The organism is Methylomonas sp. LL1 (assembly GCF_015711015.1).
Classification (GTDB): domain Bacteria; phylum Pseudomonadota; class Gammaproteobacteria; order Methylococcales; family Methylomonadaceae; genus Methylomonas.
In genome coordinates, this window is sequence record NZ_CP064653.1 from 4,109,946 (window position 1) to 4,129,949 (window position 20,004).

Here is a 20,004-nt window from a genome sequence, read left to right on the forward strand (position 1 = left end):
GGAAGAATGATGGAACGCTACGACAAATACAAGAACAGCGGGATTGAGTGGATTGGTGAGATTCCTGAGGAGTGGGAGGTTAAACGTTTCAAATACTTATTTGGTTTAATAACCGATAAAGCAGAGGAAGAACTGCCAAAGATTGGTCTTGAAAATGTTGAGAGTGAAACGGGAGCACTTATTGAGACCAATAGTGATTTCGATGGTGATGGCATTCATTTTATTTCAGGCGATATTCTCTTTGGAAAGCTGAGGCCGTATTTAGCAAAAGTTTACCTATCGAACTTTCAAGGTAAAGCTGTTGGTGATTTTTTTATTTTCAGGAGTAGGGGGGAAATTTATGCTGGTTTTGGCTCAAAGTTAATTTTATCGAAGAGGTTTATCGATATTGTAAATGGCTCCACCTTCGGTTCAAAAATGCCTAGGGCTTCTTGGGCTTTTATTGCAAATCTACAGATTGCATATCCAACGATTGAAGAACAAACCGCTATTGCCAACTATCTTGATCGCAAGACGGTAGAAATTGATACGCTGATTGCGCAAAAAGAGCGTTTGATTGCGCTGTACGAGGAAGAAAAAGCCGCCATTATCAATCAAGCCGTGACCAAGGGTATTGATTCTGCCGTAGGGGTGCCCCTTGTGGGTACCCTGGAACAGGGCAACCACAAGGGATTGCCCCTACGGGATTCCGGTATCGATTGGCTGGGCGAGATTCCAGCGGGGTGGAAAGTTAAGAAATTAAAGTATTTGTCTTTAATTTTACGCGGTAAATTCGCACATCGCCCGAGAAATGATGAAAGGCTATATGGTGGAATATATCCATTCATACAGACAGGGGAAGTAACAAATGCCAATAAGTTTATAAAAGGATATAGACAAACACTAAATGAAGCTGGCTATGCCGTAAGTCAGGAGTTTCCATCTGGTACTTTAGTTATGACTATTGCCGCTAATATTGGAGATGTCGCAATACTAAGTTTCGATGCTTGCTTTCCAGATAGTATTGTTGGGTTTTACCCAAAAAATGAAGTTATTGTCGATTTTCTATACTACAAACTCATTTCAATTCGATCAAACTTGATCGGTTGTGCAACCCAAAACACACAACAAAATTTGAATATCGACAGAATTTCACCAATTGAAATATCCTTTCCCAATAACAAAACAGTTCAAACCGCCATCGTCCACCACATCGAAACCGAAACCACTCGCATCGATGCCAAAATCGCCAAAACCCAACGCATCATCGAACTGCAAAAAGAGTACCGAACCGCGCTAATTTCCGAAGTGGTCACCGGCAAAATCAAGGTACCCTCATGACGAAACCAACCGTAGGGGCGCCCCTTGTGGGTGCCCTTGAAATACCGCAATGTCCGACAGGGCAACCACAAGGGATTGCCCCTACGGATATAACAACACATCAGAAAAAACATCACCGCCGATCCATTCGGTTGAAAGGCTACGATTATTCGCAATCGGGTTTGTATTTCATCACTATTTGCACACAAAACCGTTTGTGTTTATTTGGAGAAATTACTGACGGGAAAATAATTTTGAACGATGCGGGGAAAATGGTTCACGAACAATGGACTATTTTGCGCAACCGATTTCACTCTATTGAATTGCATGAATATATCGTTATGCCCAATCATTTTCATGGCATTGTTGAGTTGATCGTAGAGGCTCCCCTTGTGGGTGCCCCTGTCGAACACCCGCAAATGCGGCAACCACAAGGAATTGCCCCTACGGGTAACCCAACCATTGGGGATATTGTAGGGGCATTTAAATCGTTAACCACCAATGACTATATTACCGGGGTAAAACAATATCATTGGCCTAGCTTTAATCAAAAGCTATGGCAGCGTAATTATTACGAGCATATTATCCGTAGTGAACAATCCTTTCTCGAAATCTCGGAGTATATTCAGAATAATCCGATGAAGTGGCTGGAGGATACATACTATGGATAAACCTTCCTCCCAATTCATCATTTATCAAACCGAAGGCGGCCAAACCAAAATTGAGGTGCGGCTGGAGAATGAAACGGTTTGGCTGACGCAAAAACAGATGGCCGAGTTGCTTCAAGTCACGCCACAGAACATTACCCTTCATCTCAAAAATATCTATGAGGAAGGGGAACTGAACGAGCAGGCAACTTGTAAGGATTTCTTACAAGTTCAGCAAGAAGGCGAGCGGCAAGTTAAGCGCCGGCAAAAACTCTATAATCTCGATGCGATTATCTCGGTGGGTTACCGCGTGCAATCTCATGTTGCCACCCGCTTTCGGCAATGGGCTACCCAGCGTCTTAGTGAATACGTTATCAAAGGCTTTGTGCTGGATGACGAACGCCTAAAAAACCCCGATCAGCCGTTTGATTATTTCGATGAACTGCTTAAACGCATTCAGGATATCCGTACCTCTGAAAAGCGCTTTTATCAGAAGATTACCGATATTTATGCCACCAGCGTCGATTACGACCCGACCCAAGATGCCAGCATCAACTTCTTTAAAACGGTACAAAACAAGCTTCATTGGGCGATTACCGGCCAGACGGCAGCCGAAATCATTAAAGCGCGCGCCAATGCCGAGTCGCCGAATATGGGTTTAACCAACTTCCGGGGCGAAAAAGTTCGCAAACAGGATGTTGTCGTTGCCAAGAACTATCTGGATGAGGACGAACTGTCGGCACTAAATAATCTGGTGGAACAATATCTGGTCTTCGCCGAAGGTCAGGCGATGCGGCGTATCCCCATGAGCATGCAAGACTGGATCAAAAAACTGGATGGCTTTCTGGGACTGAATGACCGGGAAGTTTTAACCCATGCCGGCAAAGTCTCACAGCAACTTGCCAAACAGATCGCCGAACAGGAATATGACAAATTTCATCAATTGCGAATACAGCAAGCCGACCAACAAGATGGCGCGTTTGAAAAAGTTATCAAGCACCTGCCCAACGGTAAAAAGTCGGACGCTAAGGATTCAAAATGAGCATCACATCTGAACAAACCTTCGAGACGGCAATTATTGAATCCTTGTTGGCAAACGGCGGTTATACTCAGGGCAATGCCAGCGACTACAGCCCGGAACTGGGCATGTTCAAAGCCGAAATATTGCAGTTTTTACGCGACACACAGCCCAAGCAATGGGACAAATTGGCCGCCATTCATGGTAACGACATAGAAAACCGACTTATCCAGCGTTTGTACAAAGAGTTGGATTTGCGCGGTGCGTTGGACGTGGTCCGTAACGGTATTGTGGATTATGGCGTGCGCTTTAAGATGGCGTTTTTTAAGCCGGAATCGGGCTTGAACCCGGATACCTTAGCGCTTTATACGCAAAACCGGCTAAAGGTGATTCGTCAGGTCCATTACAGCAAGAAAAATACAAACTATTCGGTAGATTTGGTTTTGTCATTGAACGGCTTACCGGTGGCAACGCTGGAGCTAAAGAACCGCTTTACCGGTCAAAACACGGCGCATGCCAAAAAGCAATATGCCAGCACGCGCGATAACAAAGAGCTGTTGTTCACCTTTAAAAAACGCAGTCTGGTGCATTTTGCCGTCGATGACGAAGAAGTCTATATGACCACCCGCATCGATGGCAGCCAAACCCATTGGTTGCCGTTTAACAAAGGCCATCAGTTTGGCGCGGGCAACCCGCCTAATCCGGCAGGATACCGCAGCGACTACTTGTGGCGGGACATTCTGCAAAAAGACAGCTGGCTGGAAATCATTGGGCGTTTTATCCATCTGCAAGTAGAAGAGTTCGACTTTGAAGGTCGCACTCACAAAAAAGAGAAATTGATTTTTCCGCGTTTCCACCAGTTGGATGCGGTACACAAGATAACCGCTCATGCTCAAAACCACGGCGCGGGACACAATTATCTGGTGCAACATTCGGCGGGCTCGGGAAAGAGCAATACCATTGCCTGGCTGTCTTACCGCTTGTCCGGTCTACATGATGCGAGTAATCAACGCATCTTTGACAGCGTCATCGTGGTAACGGACCGGCGAGTGCTGGATTCGCAGCTGCAAAATACCATTTATCAATTCGAGCATAAATCGGGCGTGGTTCAGCGCATCGATAAAGACTCTCAGCAATTGGCGGACGCTATTGGCGGCGGCACAAATATCATTATCACCACCTTGCAGAAATTTCCCTATGTGATCGATAAAGTGGGCGAACTTCCCAACCGCAAATATGCGGTGATTATCGATGAAGCGCACAGTTCGCAAGGTGGCGAAGCCAGCAAAAAGATGAAGGCGGTACTGGCAGGCGGCGAACCGGAAATCCAGGAGCCTTACCCCGAGTACGACAACGATGACGGTGAAGTCGTTGACGTGCAGGAGTTAGTCAATCTCTACGTGGAACGCTCTGCTGCGGCTCGTGGCAGGCAATCCAATTTGTCCTTCTTCGCTTTTACGGCTACGCCAAAATATAAAACCTTGGCGGTATTCGGATATAAGGATGCCGACGGCAAGCCGCAGCCGTTTCATCTTTATTCGATGCGCCAAGCGATCGAGGAAGGATTTATCCTGGATGTGTTGCAGAACTACACCACCTATCAGCTTTATTTCAAACTATCCAAAGCCATTGAGGACGATCCGAAAATCAACAAAAAAAAGGCGGCTCAGGCAATCGGCCGTTTTGTCGCTTTGCATCCCCATAATCTGGCGCAGAAGACTGAGATTATTATCGAGCATTTTCGTCAGGTGGTGACCGCCAAGATTGGTGGCAGGGCCAAAGCAATGTTGGTGAGCGGATCGAGATTGCATGCCAAGCGCTATTTTGAGGAATTCAATCGCTATATCAAAGAGAAAGGCTACGAACGGAATATCAAAATTCTGGTGGCTTTTTCCGGCAGGGTGGTGGATGACAACTTCCCGGACGGTGTAACGGAATCACAGCTGACCGGATTCGGCGAAAAGGAACTGCCCAGAGTATTTGCCGATGACGACTATAAAATCCTGATCGTCGCAGACAAGTACCAAACCGGCTTTGACCAACCCTTGCTACACACTCTTTATGTGGACAAGGCGTTGTCCGGGGTTAAGGCCGTGCAAACACTTTCGCGCCTTAACCGCACTGCACCTGGTAAGGAAGATACTTTTGTGCTGGATTTTGTCAACGATAGACAAACCATTTTGGACTCTTTTCAGCCCTATTACGAAGTAACCTGCATAGGTGAAGAACCGGAACCTAATCATCTATATGATTTAAAAGTCAAATTGGACGAGCAGCAAGTTTATTTAGGCTCGGAAATCGATGCATTTGCCAAAATCTATTTTAATCCTACCACACAAATGACCGGCCGAACCCAGTCTCAGCTTTATAGCTTTATTGATCCGGCGCTTGATCGTTACAAAGCCATCGACACAGATGATGAAAAAGAGGAATTCAAGAAAAGCCTACGCACCTGGACAAATCTATATGCATTCCTCGCCCAGATAATGCCCTTCCGCGAACCCGAATTTGAAAAGTTTTACGCTTACGCCAAACTGTTGTTAACCAAGCTACCCAAGCGTGACCTGGCCGAAAGCATGAAGCTGACGGATGAAGTGGCGCTGGAATACTATCGCCTACAGAAGATCAAGGATGGCTCATTGGAATTAATAACCAGCGGGGAAGGCGAACTGGACGGCTTGACCGAGGCTGGAATCAAACGAGCCAGGGAAGAAAAAGCCGCTTTATCAGAAATCATAGACGTATTAAACGACCGCTTTGGCACCGAGTTTGAGGAAGCAGACCGGCTTTTCTTCGCGCAGATCGAAACAGAGCTAATGGCGGATGCCACTCTGCAAATACAGGCTAAGGTTAATCAACTGGACACTTTCAAATATGCTTTTGAAGCGATGTTTATAGACAAGTTGATTGAACGCATGGACCAGAACCAGGAGATTTTTGAAAAAATACTCGAAAATCAATCATTCGGCAGCCTGGTAAAAGAATTAATGATGAAAAAAGTGTATGCGAGGATGAATGAAGTTCAGGAACAATGTAGCTAACGGTCATGAGGCAGGGCAAAGCATCGCCCCTTAGGAAAAATTGAATCATCCTCATTTTGGCGGAACGCCTGACGGCATCCGTCCTACCAATCAGCCATGAATAAACCCCCCGATTTTTCAGCGCTATTTCCTTATGCCGGCCAACCGGACGAAACCCAAATTCTGGCGCGTTTCCGCACCGTCGCCGAGCAAGGCGCGTTGCGCCACGCGTTACCCGAATGTTTTGGCGGCTTCGGCGACGACTTCGCCGTTCTGCTCAAGACTCATCGTATTCTCGGTGAAATCAGCCGCGATCCCGGTTTGGTGCTGGCGGTAAACGCCCATCTGTGGGGCATAGTCTTTCCGATTTTGCTTTATGGAAACGAAACCCAACAACAAGCTTTTCTGCCGCAACTGTTAAGCGGCGAATGGTTGGGCGGCCATGCCATCACCGAACCGTCCTGCGGTTCCGACGTGCAAGCGATGAGCTGCAGCGCGGAGCGGACCGATAGCGGCTTTGTGCTGACCGGTGAAAAACGCTATATCACCAACGTGCCGTTGGCCGACTGGCTGGTGGTTTACGCCAAACTGGACGGCAAGATCACGGCTTTTCTGGTTTCCCGCGAAGACCAGGGTTGCCGGTTCAGCGCCGAGGGAGCTTTGAACGCTTGCCGGGGTAGCGCTACCGGTAGCGTGCATTTGCAAGATTGCCGGATCGATGCCGGCCGCTTGTTGGGCAAGACCGGTGCCGGCACGCAGATGATACAGAAGGCGCTGGAATACGAACGTGCCTTCGTGTTTGCCGGCATCGCCGGCATCATGCAATGGCAGTTGGATGAAGTGGTTCGCCACAGCCGGGAGCGGCGCTCGGGCGGCGTGCATCTGGGCCGGCATCAAGCCATCGGCCATCGCATCGCCGACATGAAGTTGCGGCTGGACACGATAGCCTTGTGGCTTAATGAATGCGCCCGATTGGCCGATGGCGGGCAAAGGCTGACGCTGGCTTCGGCCCAGACCAAGCTGTATGCGGCCGAAGCCTTCTTGCAGTCCAGCCTGGACGCGGTGCAGATCATGGGCGCGGCTGGCCTGGAGCCGGGTAGTGCGATGGCCGAATTGGTACAGGACGCGTTGGCCGGCCGCTTGTTTTCCGGTAGTTCCGAAGTGCAAAAAAATCTGATCGCCGCCTTGTTGGGCACCGGCGACGCTTACCGGGGCGGCCCGCAAGCCGTTTCGTCATGAATTTTTCCGCGTACCGAAACTGGCGGCCGACGCCGTTAATGCTGGCTTCCATCCTGTTGACCATGGCCGCGCCGCTGGCGCTCATCATCCGTCCCGACAGCTGGCCCTGGGTCTTGGCTATCGTCGTCGCCGATAATTTAGTGTTGACCTTTGCCGGGCTCTGGCCCCGCTGTTCCTGGGCCGGTTCGAACTGGACCTCGCTTCCTCCTTCATCCGCCGAGCGTGGAGAAATCGCCATTACCATAGACGATGGGCCGGACCCGGACGTCACGCCCGCCGTGTTGGATATACTCGAACGATACGGGGCCAAGGCCACCTTTTTTTGCATAGCCGAAAAAGCCCAACGTTATCCTGGCTTGTGCCGAGACATCGTCAATCGCGGGCATCGGATAGAAAATCACAGCATGCATCATCGGTTCCACTTGCCGTTTCAATTGCTCGGTGGCTGGTTTTCCGAACTTAATGCGGCCCAGAATGCTCTGACGGAGATTAGCGGTAGCCGTCCGGCATTTTTTCGCCCACCGGCCGGATTGCGCAACCCGCTGTTGGACCCGGTATTGAGCCGGCTGGATTTGCAATTGGCTAGTTGGACCCGGCGCGGTTTCGACACGGTCGAGCAGGATGCAAACCGGGTGTTGGCGAAATTATTGGAGGGGCTGCGGGCCGGCGATATACTGCTGTTGCACGATGGCAATGCGGCCCGAAGCCGTCGCGGGATGCCGGTGATACTGGATGTGCTGCCGCCCTTATTGGATGCTATCGCCGCCGCTAATCTGCGCGCGGTAACCTTGCGAGAAGCCCTTGTCCATGCGCGGTAAAGGCCGGTTAAATCTCGCCAACCCTCGGAGATATTGATATGAAAAAATACTACCTGATCCCGGCTTTTATCTTGATCATCGCTGGTTGCAAGTTTCAACAGCCGGATTATTTGGCAGTTGTCACGCCGGCTGAATTAAATACTATTCTGCAACAGCGGGATATATTCCTGGTCGATGTGCACACGCCGGAACAGCAACACATCAAAGGCACCGACGTTTTTATTCCGTATAACGAAATTGAGCAGCACCAAGACAAATTGCCCAAAGATAAAAATACCCCTATTTACCTGTATTGCGAAGGCGGACCGATGGGTAATGCCGCGGCCCGCTCTCTACACGAATTAGGCTACGATAATTTATTTAATCTTGGCGGCGGCACCAATGCCTGGCGAAAAGCGGGATTTGGGTTTGAATAGCCGAAGGCCTATTGATTTTTATGGGTTGGTTTCGGTGTTCCGAAGGATTATTTTCTCCGGCCACGTTATGGTTATGATTGCGAGGCCATTAAGGCTTGATGCCCGGTCCGGCTAGCGCGGGTAGTGAGCATGAATGGGGTGCGCGCGGAAACCGCGGCAAAATTCGGCAAAATCTTGAGCCGGCATGGGCTTGGCCAGTAAATAGCCTTGCAGCAGATGGCAGCCCTCTTGATTTAGAAAGGCGGCCTGTTCGACGGTTTCGACCCCTTCGGCTATCACTTCCAGGCCCAGGCCGCGCGCCATCGCGATAATGGCGCGAATGATGGTGGCGTCGCTGGGATCGTCGATGCAATCGCGGACAAAGGATTGGTCGATCTTTAAAACATCCAGCGGAAATTGCTTTAAATAACTGAGGCTCGAATAGCCGGTGCCGAAATCGTCCACCGCGAAGCGTAGTCCGGCCTGCCTGAGGGTTTTGAAGGTACGTTGGCTTTCTTCGGTGGGTCTAAGTAGGCAGCTCTCGGTCAGTTCCAGTTCCAAGATACCGGACGAGTCGGGAAGCCGGCGGGACAGAATCTCCAGCGTGCGCTTGGCAAAATCCGGATGCCAAAATTGCGGTGGCGCCACATTGACGCCGACATGGAAGTCGTTATCGACTAGGCCCGCATTTCGCCATTCGGCCAGCGTGATCAATGCGGTTTCCAATACCCATTCGCCGATAGGCAGAATCAGGCCGGTTTCTTCCGCCAGCGGGATGAATTCGGCCGGCGATACCCACAGGTCTTGAAATTGCCAGCGCAGCAACGCTTCGGCACCCACCAGTCGTCCGTTCAGCCTGTTATATTTGGGTTGAAAGTGCAGCAATAGTTCGTTCTGTTCCAGCGCCCGTTTCAGGCCGTTTTCCAGGTTAAGACGGCGTACTCCACGCTGTTGTAGCGACGGGTTATAAAACCGATAGGTATTACGGCCATGTTCCTTGGCTTCGTACATGGCGCAATCGGCATTGCGGGTCAGCACTTCGCCGTCTTGGCCGTCGTGCGGATATAAGGCAATACCGACACTGAAACTGGTGCTGATGTCGTGTTCATTGATTGAAAACGGCCGGCTCAAGGCTTCGCCGATTTGTTGCGCCACCCGGCCGGCATCCAGCCTGGCCTGATCATAATTTAGGCTCAGATCATTCAGTATGATGATGAATTCATCACCGCCCATGCGGGCCACGGTGTCGCAGGCTCTGAGCTGTTGGCGCAGGCGGTTTGCCACATCCTGCAGCAAATTATCCCCAAAGGAATGCCCCAGGGTGTCGTTGACGTATTTGAAGCGGTCCAGGTCCAGAAACAATAGAGCCGCCGAGTTTTTGCGGCGGTGGGCTTGGGCCATTGCCAGTTTTAAATGATCCTTGAGCAAGGTGCGATTGGCCAATCCGGTTAGGTCGTCGTAAAAGGCCTGACGCTCCAGCATGGCCTGATAGCTTTGAACCTCGCTCCGGTAATCGCCGAGCCAATTGGTCATCAGATTGAAGGCCTTGCCCAGTTCCCGCAGTTCGGGACCGCCGCTTTGCAGGGATACCGGTTCCAAGCGGCCCTCGATAACGTCATGGGCGGCTTCGCCTAAACGTTTCAACGGTAAGGTGATGCGCGCGGTCATGGTCAGCGAAACGGCGAGGCTGATGGCCAGTATCACCAGTACCACGGCCAGCACCAGCATGAAAGTGTTTCTCAGAATATCCTCGAAATAAGCCAGATTCATGCTGATTTTGACTTGGCCTATCACGCGCGGCTTGGCCTGCGCATCCAGGAACAACGCATCTTCATCCAGAAACCCCTTGCTGGCAATGGGCTGGTTGATTTCGCTGAAGCCTTGGCCGCCGGAAACCACCCACCAGCGCCAGAAATTGAGGGATGAGCGGCTATCGGCGGTTCGATCGGATGTAGACGCGGCGCTTTCCCGTCTGAGTTCGGCCAAGGTTTGGCCGTGATTATCGAGGATAGCCACATTGGCCAGGTCGGGTAAATCCGCCAAACGTGAAATCTGGCTTTCCAATAACGGGTTTTGATGGGTGTAGACCGCATATTCGCTGGTCTCGGCCAATAAGGCGGCCAGCGCCAGATTATATTCCTGGCGGGCTTCGAATTGGCGCGCAAGCAAGGTATAGGTAACGATAAAGCCGACGCATAGCGCGGTCAACAGTACCAGGGCCGCGTTCAGCAAGTTAAAGCGCTTGGCCATGGTCAATGCTTGAAGGAGTCTCATCGAAACACCTCGGTCATTTCAGACAGCCAGCGATCGGCGATTTTCAGCTTCATGTGTTCGGCGGTTGTACTGTTCAACACCAGCTGAACTTTGCGTGGAAACAACGGTGCCAGCGCTTCGGGCGAGCTGTTTTTTTGCAAAATGGAATTCGCCAGTTCGGCGGCTTGGGTGCCGAGATCGGTATAGTCCCAGTCCAGGGCATACAAGGCGCCGGCTTTAACCCATTGAGCCGATAGGCCGATTAGCGGAACCCGATTTCGGAATGAATACAGCAATAGTTCTCGCACGGAGGCTGCGTTATAAGCCACCGTGCCGTCGACCGCCCACACCGCGTCCAGTTGTGGTGGTAGATTCTGCAGCAGCGCGGGCAAATCCTCGGCGCTTGAGGCGGCGGCCTGAGTCAGGCTAATGCCTTCGGCTCGAGCCTGTTGCTCTAGGGCCTGATAGAGATCCGCGCTGTGTTGAGGGGCATGGATCACGGCGATTTGTTGCGCATCGGGCAATAAACGGCGTAGCCATAGCCATTGTAAACTCGCCGGAAAATTTAAGCCGACCGCTGTCGCATTGGGATGTTGACGTAATTCGTCGGTGTCGAGCACCAGTCCGGCCACCAATGGCGTTTTTTGAGGTTGTGCCAATGCAATACGGGTAGCCGGCGTGCCCAGCGTCAGGATTAAACTGGCGGGATGTGTTCGCAGTTGTTCGGCAAAGGTCTCGGTTTCGGCATTGCCGGTTAGCGTCTGAATTCGATACTCGGCCTGCAAATGTTGCTCGGCCAGATGGGTCTTGAAGCCATCCAGCGCCTGTTGGTAGGGTGGGCTGTCGTGGCTCAGCAGAATCAGGATGTCGGTTTCCGCCCGGACCGGCCAGGATAATCCCAGCCCGATCAATAACCTAAACAATAAACGGCACGTATGGCCGGCGATTACCGTCAGCCAGTCGTTGCCGCGTTCGTGGCGGCTCGGCCGGCGATTCGCCCGAGGGGCGATAACCGCATAATAAATTCGGATTTTTTGTCTCCGCTTGGCTAGGGTCAAAACTCGTAGCTCACCAGCAAACGCAGATTTCGCCCGTCCTGGGGGATGACATCGGGTACCAAGGGCGGACTGGCGGGATCGACATAGCGTTGATTGAACAGGTTATACAAGCCGCCGGTCAGTTCCAGGCCCGGTAGCCAGCGGCGTGATAACAGGGTTAGGTTGGTGACGGTATAGCCATCCGCGCGCGCACCGTCATTCGTGGCTCGGGAACTGATGTATTGTACTTCAAGACCGGCAAATAATTTTTCCCGCCACAGCGGCGCGCTCAGATTGAGTTTGATCATGTGCAATGGCGCATTCGGCGCGGTGCCGACACCGTCTATCCTGCTTTGCTGGTAGGTATGGCTGAGACGGCCCTCGAATTGCTCGAAACGTCCCTTAAGTTGAGTTTCCAGGCCATGCGCCTCGGCATTGCCCTGATTGTGAAATTGTCTGACGCCCGCATTCGAACGGTTCAAATTGATCAGATCGGTCAAGCGGTTGTAATAGGGGCTGACACGCAGATCGAAATATTCGTTTAAACGTTGTTCCCAGACTATCTCGTAGGTTTCGATTTGTTCCGGTTTTAGGCTGGGATTGCCTATCCAGGGGGTAGAGCCTTGGCAGCAGGTATAAACGCTTTCAAAGGCATTCGGCGCTCGAAAAGCGGTGCCGTAGAGTAATTTTAACGTGGTGCCGGCGGTCGGCTCGTAGATTAGTCCGAGACGGGGATTGAAGGTGCCGCCGAAGCTGTCGTAATGGTCCCAGCGGCCACCGGCTTGCAGACTCAAATTCTGCAAAATAGTCCATTCGTCTTGTAGATAAATGCCGTAAATGCTGCTGGTCTGGCGGTTGTCGGCGTAGAGGAAATAGGGGTCTTGATCATGATTGGCCATCAGCTGTAAATAATTGCGCCGATACTCGCTGCCCAGCGTCAGCCGGTGATCGTCGAAAAAAGTATGGCTTAATAATACTTCGCCGCCAAACCATTGGCCTTGCCAGAGGTCTTGGTTGTCGACGCGTTGGGACGCCGAAATCCGGTAGGGCAATACATCATCGAATTCGTAGCTATCCCAAAATACTCGGGAGGTTAGCTCCCAGTCGCCGCTAAAATTATGATGATAATTCAGGTCGGCATAGGCGCGGCGATCACGATAGTGGGTATCGGCTTCACCGAAAGTGGTGCCGGTGGTACCGGTGGGTAAATATTTCTTGCGCCCCATCCAGCTGCCGCTGAGGGTAAAATCGTCCCAGGCCAGTTTGCCGAACAGGCGGTCGACTTCCTCGCCATCCAGGTTACGGGCCGTCCCCGAGCCGGGATAATATAGGTTTTCGTGGCCGTCGCTGTTGTAATGGCTGGCGGACAGGAATGATTCCAAGCCGTTGGCAAATTTTTTGCCGTGGCTGACCTGGCCTCGATGGCTATCATAGCTGGCCATTTCGCCGGCCAGGCGAGTGCCTTGCAGGTCGCGTCCGCGCTGGGTGATCACATTGACCACCGCGAACAGCGCGCTGCTGCCGTACAGGGATGATGAAGGTCCGCGCACTACTTCCACCCGTTCGATGTTTTCCACATCCACCAGAAAATCTCGGCCTAGGCCGGCATAGTCCTGTAAGTTTTCGTTGACGCGGTGGCCGTCGATCAAGACCAGGATACGCGTGTTGTAGTCGCCGGGCGGGGCAAAGCCGCGTACGCCGGCGTGATGATAGGCGCGATCATAGGTGCTTATGAAACCGGGCAGGCTACCGAGCATCGCCGCCACGGTACGCCAGCCGTAGCGCTTGATTTGCTCGGAGCTGATAATGTCGACCGATGCAGGGGCCTTGGTGATGGGCTGCTCGTGCCGGGACGCGCTGAATACCGAGGGTAATTCACTGAATAGTAACGCTTGCTCATCGGTCGCTTGGACTGACTGCAAATCGTCTTCCGCGGAGACTGTTAGACAGAAACTCAGCAAGGCTGCAGTCAGAAGCGGATAAATATGCACGGATATGTCATCAAGTTGGGTGTATTTGATTGGCAACAACTGCCCGGAACCGGTTTCCTCGCACTAGTCACCGACAAAGTAAAGGCTTCGAGGGTTATTGGTTACAAGTAGTAAGGTTATTATTTGGGCGATGATACTACGCAACGAAATGCCGGAAAGCAATGCCAATTTCCATCGCTAATGCAGGTGAATCAAGGGCGGAGCTAGTGTCTGAGTCTGTCATGACATGCGCGCCTGGATGGCTGTCGGGGAATGAACAATTGAGTTAAGACGGATAGAATTTGGCGCAAGCGGTTAAGCGCGAAACCAATAGTCTCTCAATCCGCCCGGAAGAATAGGGGGAATTAGTTTTCGATTAGCTGGCCGGTATCTCTCCGATATTGGCGGCTGTAGCCGCGACTCGAGACTTTCGGTCGCGGCTACAGCCCACGGATTCAATATCTACTGATGAAAGCGCCGGAATGTTGGTGACTTAAGGTGATTTTTGAGAAAGTTTGTACCCATTGCCAATGTCAAATATGTGTCGTTGGCTGAGCGGAGCCGAAGCGAACGGTTGACTTCGACTCCGCTCAGTCAACGGCAAACTGCAACGGTTAGTGAGAAGAAGCATTCACCGTTTTTTCCAGCTCTTCGCGGCTAAGATGGCGAACATCCTTGCCTTTGACCATATAGATTACATGCTCGCAGACATTGCAGGAATGGTCGCCGATTCGTTCCAGCGCGCGGGCGGTCCACAGCATGTCCAGCGCGCGGGTAATATTACGCGGATCTTCCATCATCTGCGTAATCAACTGCCGGGTAATACTGGTGTATTCGCGGTCGACCTTGCTGTCTTGCGCGGTAATCGCGATCACTTCCTCGGTATCGGTACGGGCATACGCATCCAGCGCGCCATTGAGCATTTCCTTAACCATTTCCAGCAAGTGCTCGATTTCATAATATTTATCCTGGTAATAATCGGCACCTTCCAAACGCATGGTCATTTTGGCGATCCGGGCGGCCTCATCGCCTATGCGTTCCAAATCGGTAATAATCTTGATGGTCGCAATCAACATACGTAAATCGAATGCGGCCGGCTGACGCTTGGCCATGATTTCGGTGCATTCATGATCGATGTCCTTTTCCAGCGTATTGACCAGTTGATCCTGCTGTATGACTTTTTCGGCGCTTTCGATGTCGAAACCCATGAAGGCTCTGGTCGCCAGATCGACTTGTTGTTCTACCAGGCCGCCCATGGTCAACACCTTATTGCGGATGTCTTCCATTTCCTTGTTGAACTGCCGGGAAATATGTTGATTGATGATGCTGTTATCCATGAATTCTGCTCCTAACCGTAACGACCGGTAATATAATCTTCGGTTTGTTTTTTAGCCGGGTTGGTGAATAGATCGCTGGTTTCACCAAACTCGATCAGCTCTCCCATGTACATGAACGCGGTGTAATCGGAAACCCGCGCGGCTTGCTGCATGTTGTGCGTGACGATGACGATGGTATATTTTTCCTTGAGTTCGTCGATCAGTTCTTCGATTTTCAAGGTCGAAATAGGGTCCAGCGCCGAGGCCGGTTCGTCCAGCAAAATCACTTCCGGTTCGATCGCGATTGCTCGGGCGATTACCAAACGTTGCTGTTGGCCGCCGGACATGCCTAGCGCATTGTCGTTCAGACGGTTTTTGACCTCGTCCCACAGTGCCGCGCCGCGCAACGATTTCTCGACGATTTCATCCAATATCCGTCTGTCGTTGATGCCTTGAATTCGCAAACCGTAAGCCACATTTTCATAAATGCTTTTAGGGAAGGGGTTGGGTTTTTGAAACACCATGCCGACCCGGCGCCGTAATGCCGCCACATTGATGCTTTTGTCGTAAATATCCTCGCCGTCCAGCAGCAACTTGCCCTGAATCGTCACGCCATCGACCAGATCGTTCATCCGGTTGATACAGCGTAACAAGGTGGACTTACCGCAACCGCTGGGGCCGATATAGGCGGTGACTTTTTTACGCGGCATTTGCATGCTGACATTGTGCAGCGCCTGTTTACTGCCGTAAAACAGGTTGAGGTTCTCGACGCTGATACAGGTGTCGAACGTGTCGCGGTTATTTTTATCCGCTCGATTCAGCGCATTGATGTCAATGGCATGGGGTTTTCTTGCTTCTGTTGTCATTGTGTTTAATCCAAACGTGTCATGTTGAAGAACAACATTAATTTTCCAGTGCGCGGTATTTTTCCCGGAGGTTATTGCGGATGGCGATCGCAAACATGTTCAGGCCGATAATGACCATCACCAGCAACAGGGAGGTGGCGTATACCAAGGGGCGGGCCGCTTCGACGTTGGGGCTTTGGAAGCCGACATCGTAGATATGAAAACCCAAATGCATGAATTTTCTATCCAGATGCAGATAAGGGAAATTGCCGTCCAGCGGTAAAGTCGGCGCCAATTTGACCACGCCCACCAGCATCAACGGCGCGACTTCGCCGGCCGCGCGCGCCACCGCCAGAATCAGGCCGGTCATGATCGCCGGGCTGGCCATCGGTAACACGGTTCGCCACAGGGTTTCGGCCTTGGTAGCGCCCAACGCCAGACTGCCTTCGCGTATCGATTTGGGTATCCGCGACAAGCCTTCCTCGGTGGCGACGATCACCACCGGCAGGGTCAGCAAGGCCAGGGTCAAGGAGGCCCACAATAACCCTGGTGTGCCGAATACAGGTGCCGGCGCGGCTTCTGGGTAAAACAGCTTGTCGATGTTGCCGCCGACGATGTAGACGAAAAAGCCCAGGCCGAATACGCCATATACAATCGACGGTACGCCGGCCAGATTATTGACCGCGATGCGGATGATGCGGGTAATGAAACCTTGCTTGGCGTATTCGCGCAGATAAACCGCGGCAATCACCCCAAACGGTGTCACCACCACCGCCATCAGCATGACCATCAAAACCGTACCGAAGATGGCCGGAAAGATACCGCCCTCGGTATTGGCTTCGCGCGGTTCTTCGCTGACGAAGGCAATGAAGTTTTTAACGTATTCAACCGATTTATCCAATAGACTCATCGCGTTCGGTCGAGTCAGCTTTACCACCCGATTCAACGGAATGGTGATTTCACGGCCGCCGGCTTCCGAAACCACGATGCTGCAACATTTGATCTCCTTGTTCAGCTTGGCCAGTTGCTCTTGAATGACTTTGTATTCTTGTTCAAGGGCCAATTTTTGCGCGGCAAACTCTTGTCGCTTGCTTTCGTCCCATTGGTTTTTTAGTTCCAGAGCCCGCTGTTTCAAGCGTAAGCGTTCCAGATTGTAGTTGATCGCTCCCACTTCCTTGTTTTGTAGATCATCGATTTCTTCGAACAATGCCAGATCTTGTGCCAGCTTGTCTTGCGCGACGTCCCAGGCTTGTTCGCCTTCGGCTATTACCGCCCCGTCTTGCTTGACGGCTACCAAGCGGCCGTAAAAGTTCCCCCATTCCCGACGTTCGACTTCGATCAAATTATCCGGCGTACTTTTCTGGCGGATGTATTGATCCTGTATCCAGCGAAAGTCGCTGCCCAGAATATCGCGGTTGCCGGTCTTGACCAGAAATTGCAGTAAATACTCGGCTCCGTTCAATACCTCATGTCCGGCGGCCCTGGCTTGAGCTTCGTGCAACAAAGATTGGTCGACTTCCTCGCCGATGATCACGCTAGCCTGACCTTGCTGGTCTTGATAGTGATATTCGACAATGTCGGCTGGCCAGAAATGTCCCAGCCCCCGGATCGCAATCAACAACAACAAACCCAGCACCAGCAGTAAATTGATACTGACCGCGCCGGCAGTCATCCAGATCCACGGCGAACCGCTTTTAAACCATGTTTTAATCATAACGAACTGTATTTTTGTCTCAGATTCTGACGTATCAATTCAGCCAGCGAATTGACGATAAACGTGAACATGAACAGCACCAACGCCGCTAAAAACAGTACCCGATAGTGGGTGCTATTGACTTCCGACTCAGGCATTTCCACGGCGATATTGGCGGATAAGGTGCGCAAGCCTTGGAAAATACTCAGATCCATCACCGGGGTGTTGCCGGTTGCCATCAGCACGATCATGGTTTCGCCGACGGCGCGGCCTAGGCCTATCATCACCGCCGAAAAAATGCCGGGACTGGCGGTCAGTATCACCACTTTGGCCAGGGTCTGCCAGGGTGTGGCGCCCAGCGCCAAGGAACCGGTGGTCAGATGTTTGGGCACGCTGAAGATCGCGTCTTCGGCAATCGAGAAGACCATCGGAATCACCGCAAAGCCCATGGCCAAGCCTACCACCAGGGTATTGCGCTGATCGTAGCCGATGCCGAATTCGTTGCGCATCCAGATGCGCAGGTCGCCGCCGAAACAAACGGTTTCGATCACCGGACTGAGCTCGAATGCCAGCCAGCTACAGACGATGATAATCGGCACCAGCACGATCGCATCCCAGCCTTCCGGAATTTTGTTGCGAATCTGTTTGGGCGCATGTTGCCAGTAATAGGCAAAAACCATCACGCCCAACGGCACGATCATCAGCAAGGCGAAGATGCCGGTTAAATGCATTTCCACGAACGGCGCCAGCCACAAACCCGCCAGAAAGCCCAGGATCACGGTAGGCAATGCGCCCATGATTTCGATGCCGGGCTTGACATATTGGCGCACGCCGGGCGCCATGAAATAGCCGGTATAAATCGCCCCGAACAGGGCCAGAGGAATCGCGACCAACATGGCATAAAACGAAGCTTTCAAGGTACCGAATACCAAAGGGGTCAAGCTCATTTTCGGTTCGAAATCGTTGCTGGCGGCCGAGGATTGCCAAATGTAGGCCGGCTCGGCATAGCTTTCGTACCAGACTTTTCCCCACAGGGAGGACCAGGATACTTCGGGGTGTTCGTTTTCGACTTTCCAGTAGTTGATGTTGCCGTCTTCCGTTTGCAGCAACAAGGCATTGGCGCGCGGTGACAGGGTCACGGCCAGCGGTTTGCCTTTCGAGACTTTTTCCTTGATCAACTCGCGTTCGGCCGTCGTATTGTAAATGCCGATGGCGCCATTGGCGTCAGCAACCAGCAAGCCCTTGCGGCGTTGTTCCGGATTGATGGTGATCAACGGCGCATCCGAAACCTTGAAACTGCGCAATTTTTGCACACTGTAATGATTTTGCTTGTCACGCACGATGGTCCACTGTCCCAGTTCGCCGGCGCTATCGCCTATCAACACGGAAATGTCGCCATTCAGGAACTCCATGCTGGTGATTTGCGCGCCCTTGGTCATCACGTTGATTTTGTGCTTGATGACCGGCAGGCTTTTGTCGGAAATATCGACTACCGCCAGATCGCCAGCGCGTCCGGCCAGATACAGATTGCGGAATTCCTTGTCAATCAACATGAAATCGATGTCGTTGGCGGTCACGTCCAGGATAGCGTCGCCGCGCTCCCAGCTTGCCTCGTCGTCGAACATCGATTCTTTTTTAGTCAGGGTGCTCAAAATCAAGCGGTTGCCGGCGGTTTTAGCCAGAAAGCTGCTGCTTTGGTCGCTCAACTTCAGGGTGATTTTTGTCAGGGCTTGCCCGTCGTTATCCAATACTATCGGTTCGGCTCCCAACGGATAGGAAATCGACGGCGTAATCAGCCGTTTTCCGTCCGGATAAGTTTGTTTGTAATCGTGCTTGATTACCACGGCGCGGCCATCCGACAGGCCATAGGCAATCACGCCCTTATCCACGCCGCCATGGGCGTAACTGGTAATTTGCGCGCCGGCCGGTATCGGTAACGCATCGACTCGAATCACCTGGCCGTTGGCGGCATTAAAAAATATGGCCTTACCTTGGTCGGTGAAGCGTACGCCGACCTCGTTTTGCTCCTCCATCGACAAGAACACCGTGCTGCCCAATGCCGGTTCCGGCGCTGCATAGCTGCTTACCGGTTCGGCATGCGAAGATAACAACAGCGGAAAAACCACGTAAAGCAGATAAAAAAAGATCAACACGATCGCGCCGATAATGCTTAAACCGCCGATCACGACGGCGTGCGCCACGATTTTGTCTTTTAAAAGTCGCCAGCGCTGATACGCATCGCTGGAGGATAGTTGTAACAGCGTCGATGTCGCCGGAGAGGATTGGGTTTCAGGCATAACAGAACATTAGAGTAAATGTGGCGTCCTTGTAACACAATACAAAGATCAAGTATAAAAAAGCCGACAAATCACCAAGGCAATTTATCGGCTTCAGTATGGTTGAAAAATCAATACTTACTTTCTAGGATATTGATTTTTCTTTTATTCCTTAATG

Annotated in this window: 14 protein-coding genes; 7 read left to right on the forward strand and 7 right to left on the reverse strand. The window is 51.7% G+C overall.

The features are described from left to right. Nucleotides 1-6 precede the first annotated feature (6 nt). The 7 genes from IVG45_RS19285 (at nt 7) to IVG45_RS19315 (ending at nt 8,457) form a co-directional block, all read left to right on the forward strand. Complete coding sequence (locus IVG45_RS19285) at nt 7-1,320, forward strand: restriction endonuclease subunit S (RefSeq protein ID WP_196435387.1); 1,314 nt, start codon at nt 7-9, stop codon at nt 1,318-1,320. Next, nucleotides 1,317-1,970: a transposase gene (locus IVG45_RS19290; RefSeq protein WP_196435388.1), complete on the forward strand. Its 654-nt coding sequence runs from the start codon at nt 1,317-1,319 to the stop codon at nt 1,968-1,970. The genes IVG45_RS19285 and IVG45_RS19290 overlap by 4 nt, the downstream gene beginning before the upstream one ends. Continuing rightward, nucleotides 1,963-2,988, forward strand: a complete 1,026-nt coding sequence (locus IVG45_RS19295; protein WP_196435389.1) for a virulence RhuM family protein — start codon at nt 1,963-1,965, stop codon at nt 2,986-2,988. Before IVG45_RS19290 ends, IVG45_RS19295 begins: the two co-directional genes overlap by 8 nt. Next, the gene (locus IVG45_RS19300; RefSeq protein ID WP_196435390.1) at nt 2,985-6,005 is read left to right on the forward strand and encodes a type I restriction endonuclease subunit R; all 3,021 of its coding nucleotides are present in this window, start codon (nt 2,985-2,987) and stop codon (nt 6,003-6,005) included. Before IVG45_RS19295 ends, IVG45_RS19300 begins: the two co-directional genes overlap by 4 nt. A gap of 96 nt (nt 6,006-6,101) precedes the next feature. Then, nucleotides 6,102-7,223, forward strand: coding sequence for an acyl-CoA dehydrogenase family protein (locus IVG45_RS19305; protein WP_196435391.1), 1,122 nt, complete (start codon nt 6,102-6,104; stop codon nt 7,221-7,223). Then, nucleotides 7,220-8,041, forward strand: coding sequence for a polysaccharide deacetylase family protein (locus IVG45_RS19310; protein ID WP_196435392.1), 822 nt, complete (start codon nt 7,220-7,222; stop codon nt 8,039-8,041). The genes IVG45_RS19305 and IVG45_RS19310 overlap by 4 nt, the downstream gene beginning before the upstream one ends. A 38-nt stretch (nt 8,042-8,079) precedes the next feature. Continuing rightward, on the forward strand, nt 8,080-8,457 hold the full coding sequence (locus IVG45_RS19315) for a rhodanese-like domain-containing protein (RefSeq protein WP_196435393.1): 378 nt from the start codon (nt 8,080-8,082) through the stop codon (nt 8,455-8,457). Between the two features lie 111 nt (nt 8,458-8,568). On the opposite strand, the gene IVG45_RS19320 is transcribed toward IVG45_RS19315, so the two are convergent. The 7 genes from IVG45_RS19320 to IVG45_RS19350 all read right to left on the reverse strand — a co-directional run bounded on the left by IVG45_RS19320 (nt 8,569) and on the right by IVG45_RS19350 (nt 19,847). Continuing rightward, complete coding sequence (locus IVG45_RS19320; protein WP_196435394.1) at nt 8,569-10,710, reverse strand: putative bifunctional diguanylate cyclase/phosphodiesterase; 2,142 nt, start codon at nt 10,708-10,710, stop codon at nt 8,569-8,571. Next, complete coding sequence (locus tag IVG45_RS19325) at nt 10,707-11,747, reverse strand: ABC transporter substrate-binding protein (protein WP_196435395.1); 1,041 nt, start codon at nt 11,745-11,747, stop codon at nt 10,707-10,709. The genes IVG45_RS19320 and IVG45_RS19325 overlap by 4 nt, the downstream gene beginning before the upstream one ends. Then, nucleotides 11,744-13,756, reverse strand: a complete 2,013-nt coding sequence (locus tag IVG45_RS19330; protein ID WP_196435396.1) for a TonB-dependent receptor plug domain-containing protein — start codon at nt 13,754-13,756, stop codon at nt 11,744-11,746. The genes IVG45_RS19325 and IVG45_RS19330 overlap by 4 nt, the downstream gene beginning before the upstream one ends. A 554-nt stretch (nt 13,757-14,310) precedes the next feature. Next, nucleotides 14,311-15,033 (reverse strand): phosphate signaling complex protein PhoU, encoded by a 723-nt coding sequence (phoU, locus tag IVG45_RS19335; protein WP_196435397.1) that lies wholly within the window; start codon nt 15,031-15,033, stop codon nt 14,311-14,313. An 11-nt stretch (nt 15,034-15,044) separates the two neighbouring features. Further along, nucleotides 15,045-15,878, reverse strand: a complete 834-nt coding sequence (gene pstB, locus IVG45_RS19340) for a phosphate ABC transporter ATP-binding protein PstB (protein WP_196435398.1) — start codon at nt 15,876-15,878, stop codon at nt 15,045-15,047. Nucleotides 15,879-15,915: 37 nt separating this feature from the next. Beyond that, entirely contained in the window at nt 15,916-17,571 is a 1,656-nt protein-coding gene (gene pstA, locus IVG45_RS19345) for a phosphate ABC transporter permease PstA (protein WP_196435399.1), read from the reverse strand. Next, nucleotides 17,568-19,847 (reverse strand): ABC transporter permease subunit, encoded by a 2,280-nt coding sequence (locus IVG45_RS19350; protein ID WP_196435400.1) that lies wholly within the window; start codon nt 19,845-19,847, stop codon nt 17,568-17,570. Before IVG45_RS19350 ends, pstA begins: the two co-directional genes overlap by 4 nt. Nucleotides 19,848-20,004 lie beyond the last annotated feature (157 nt).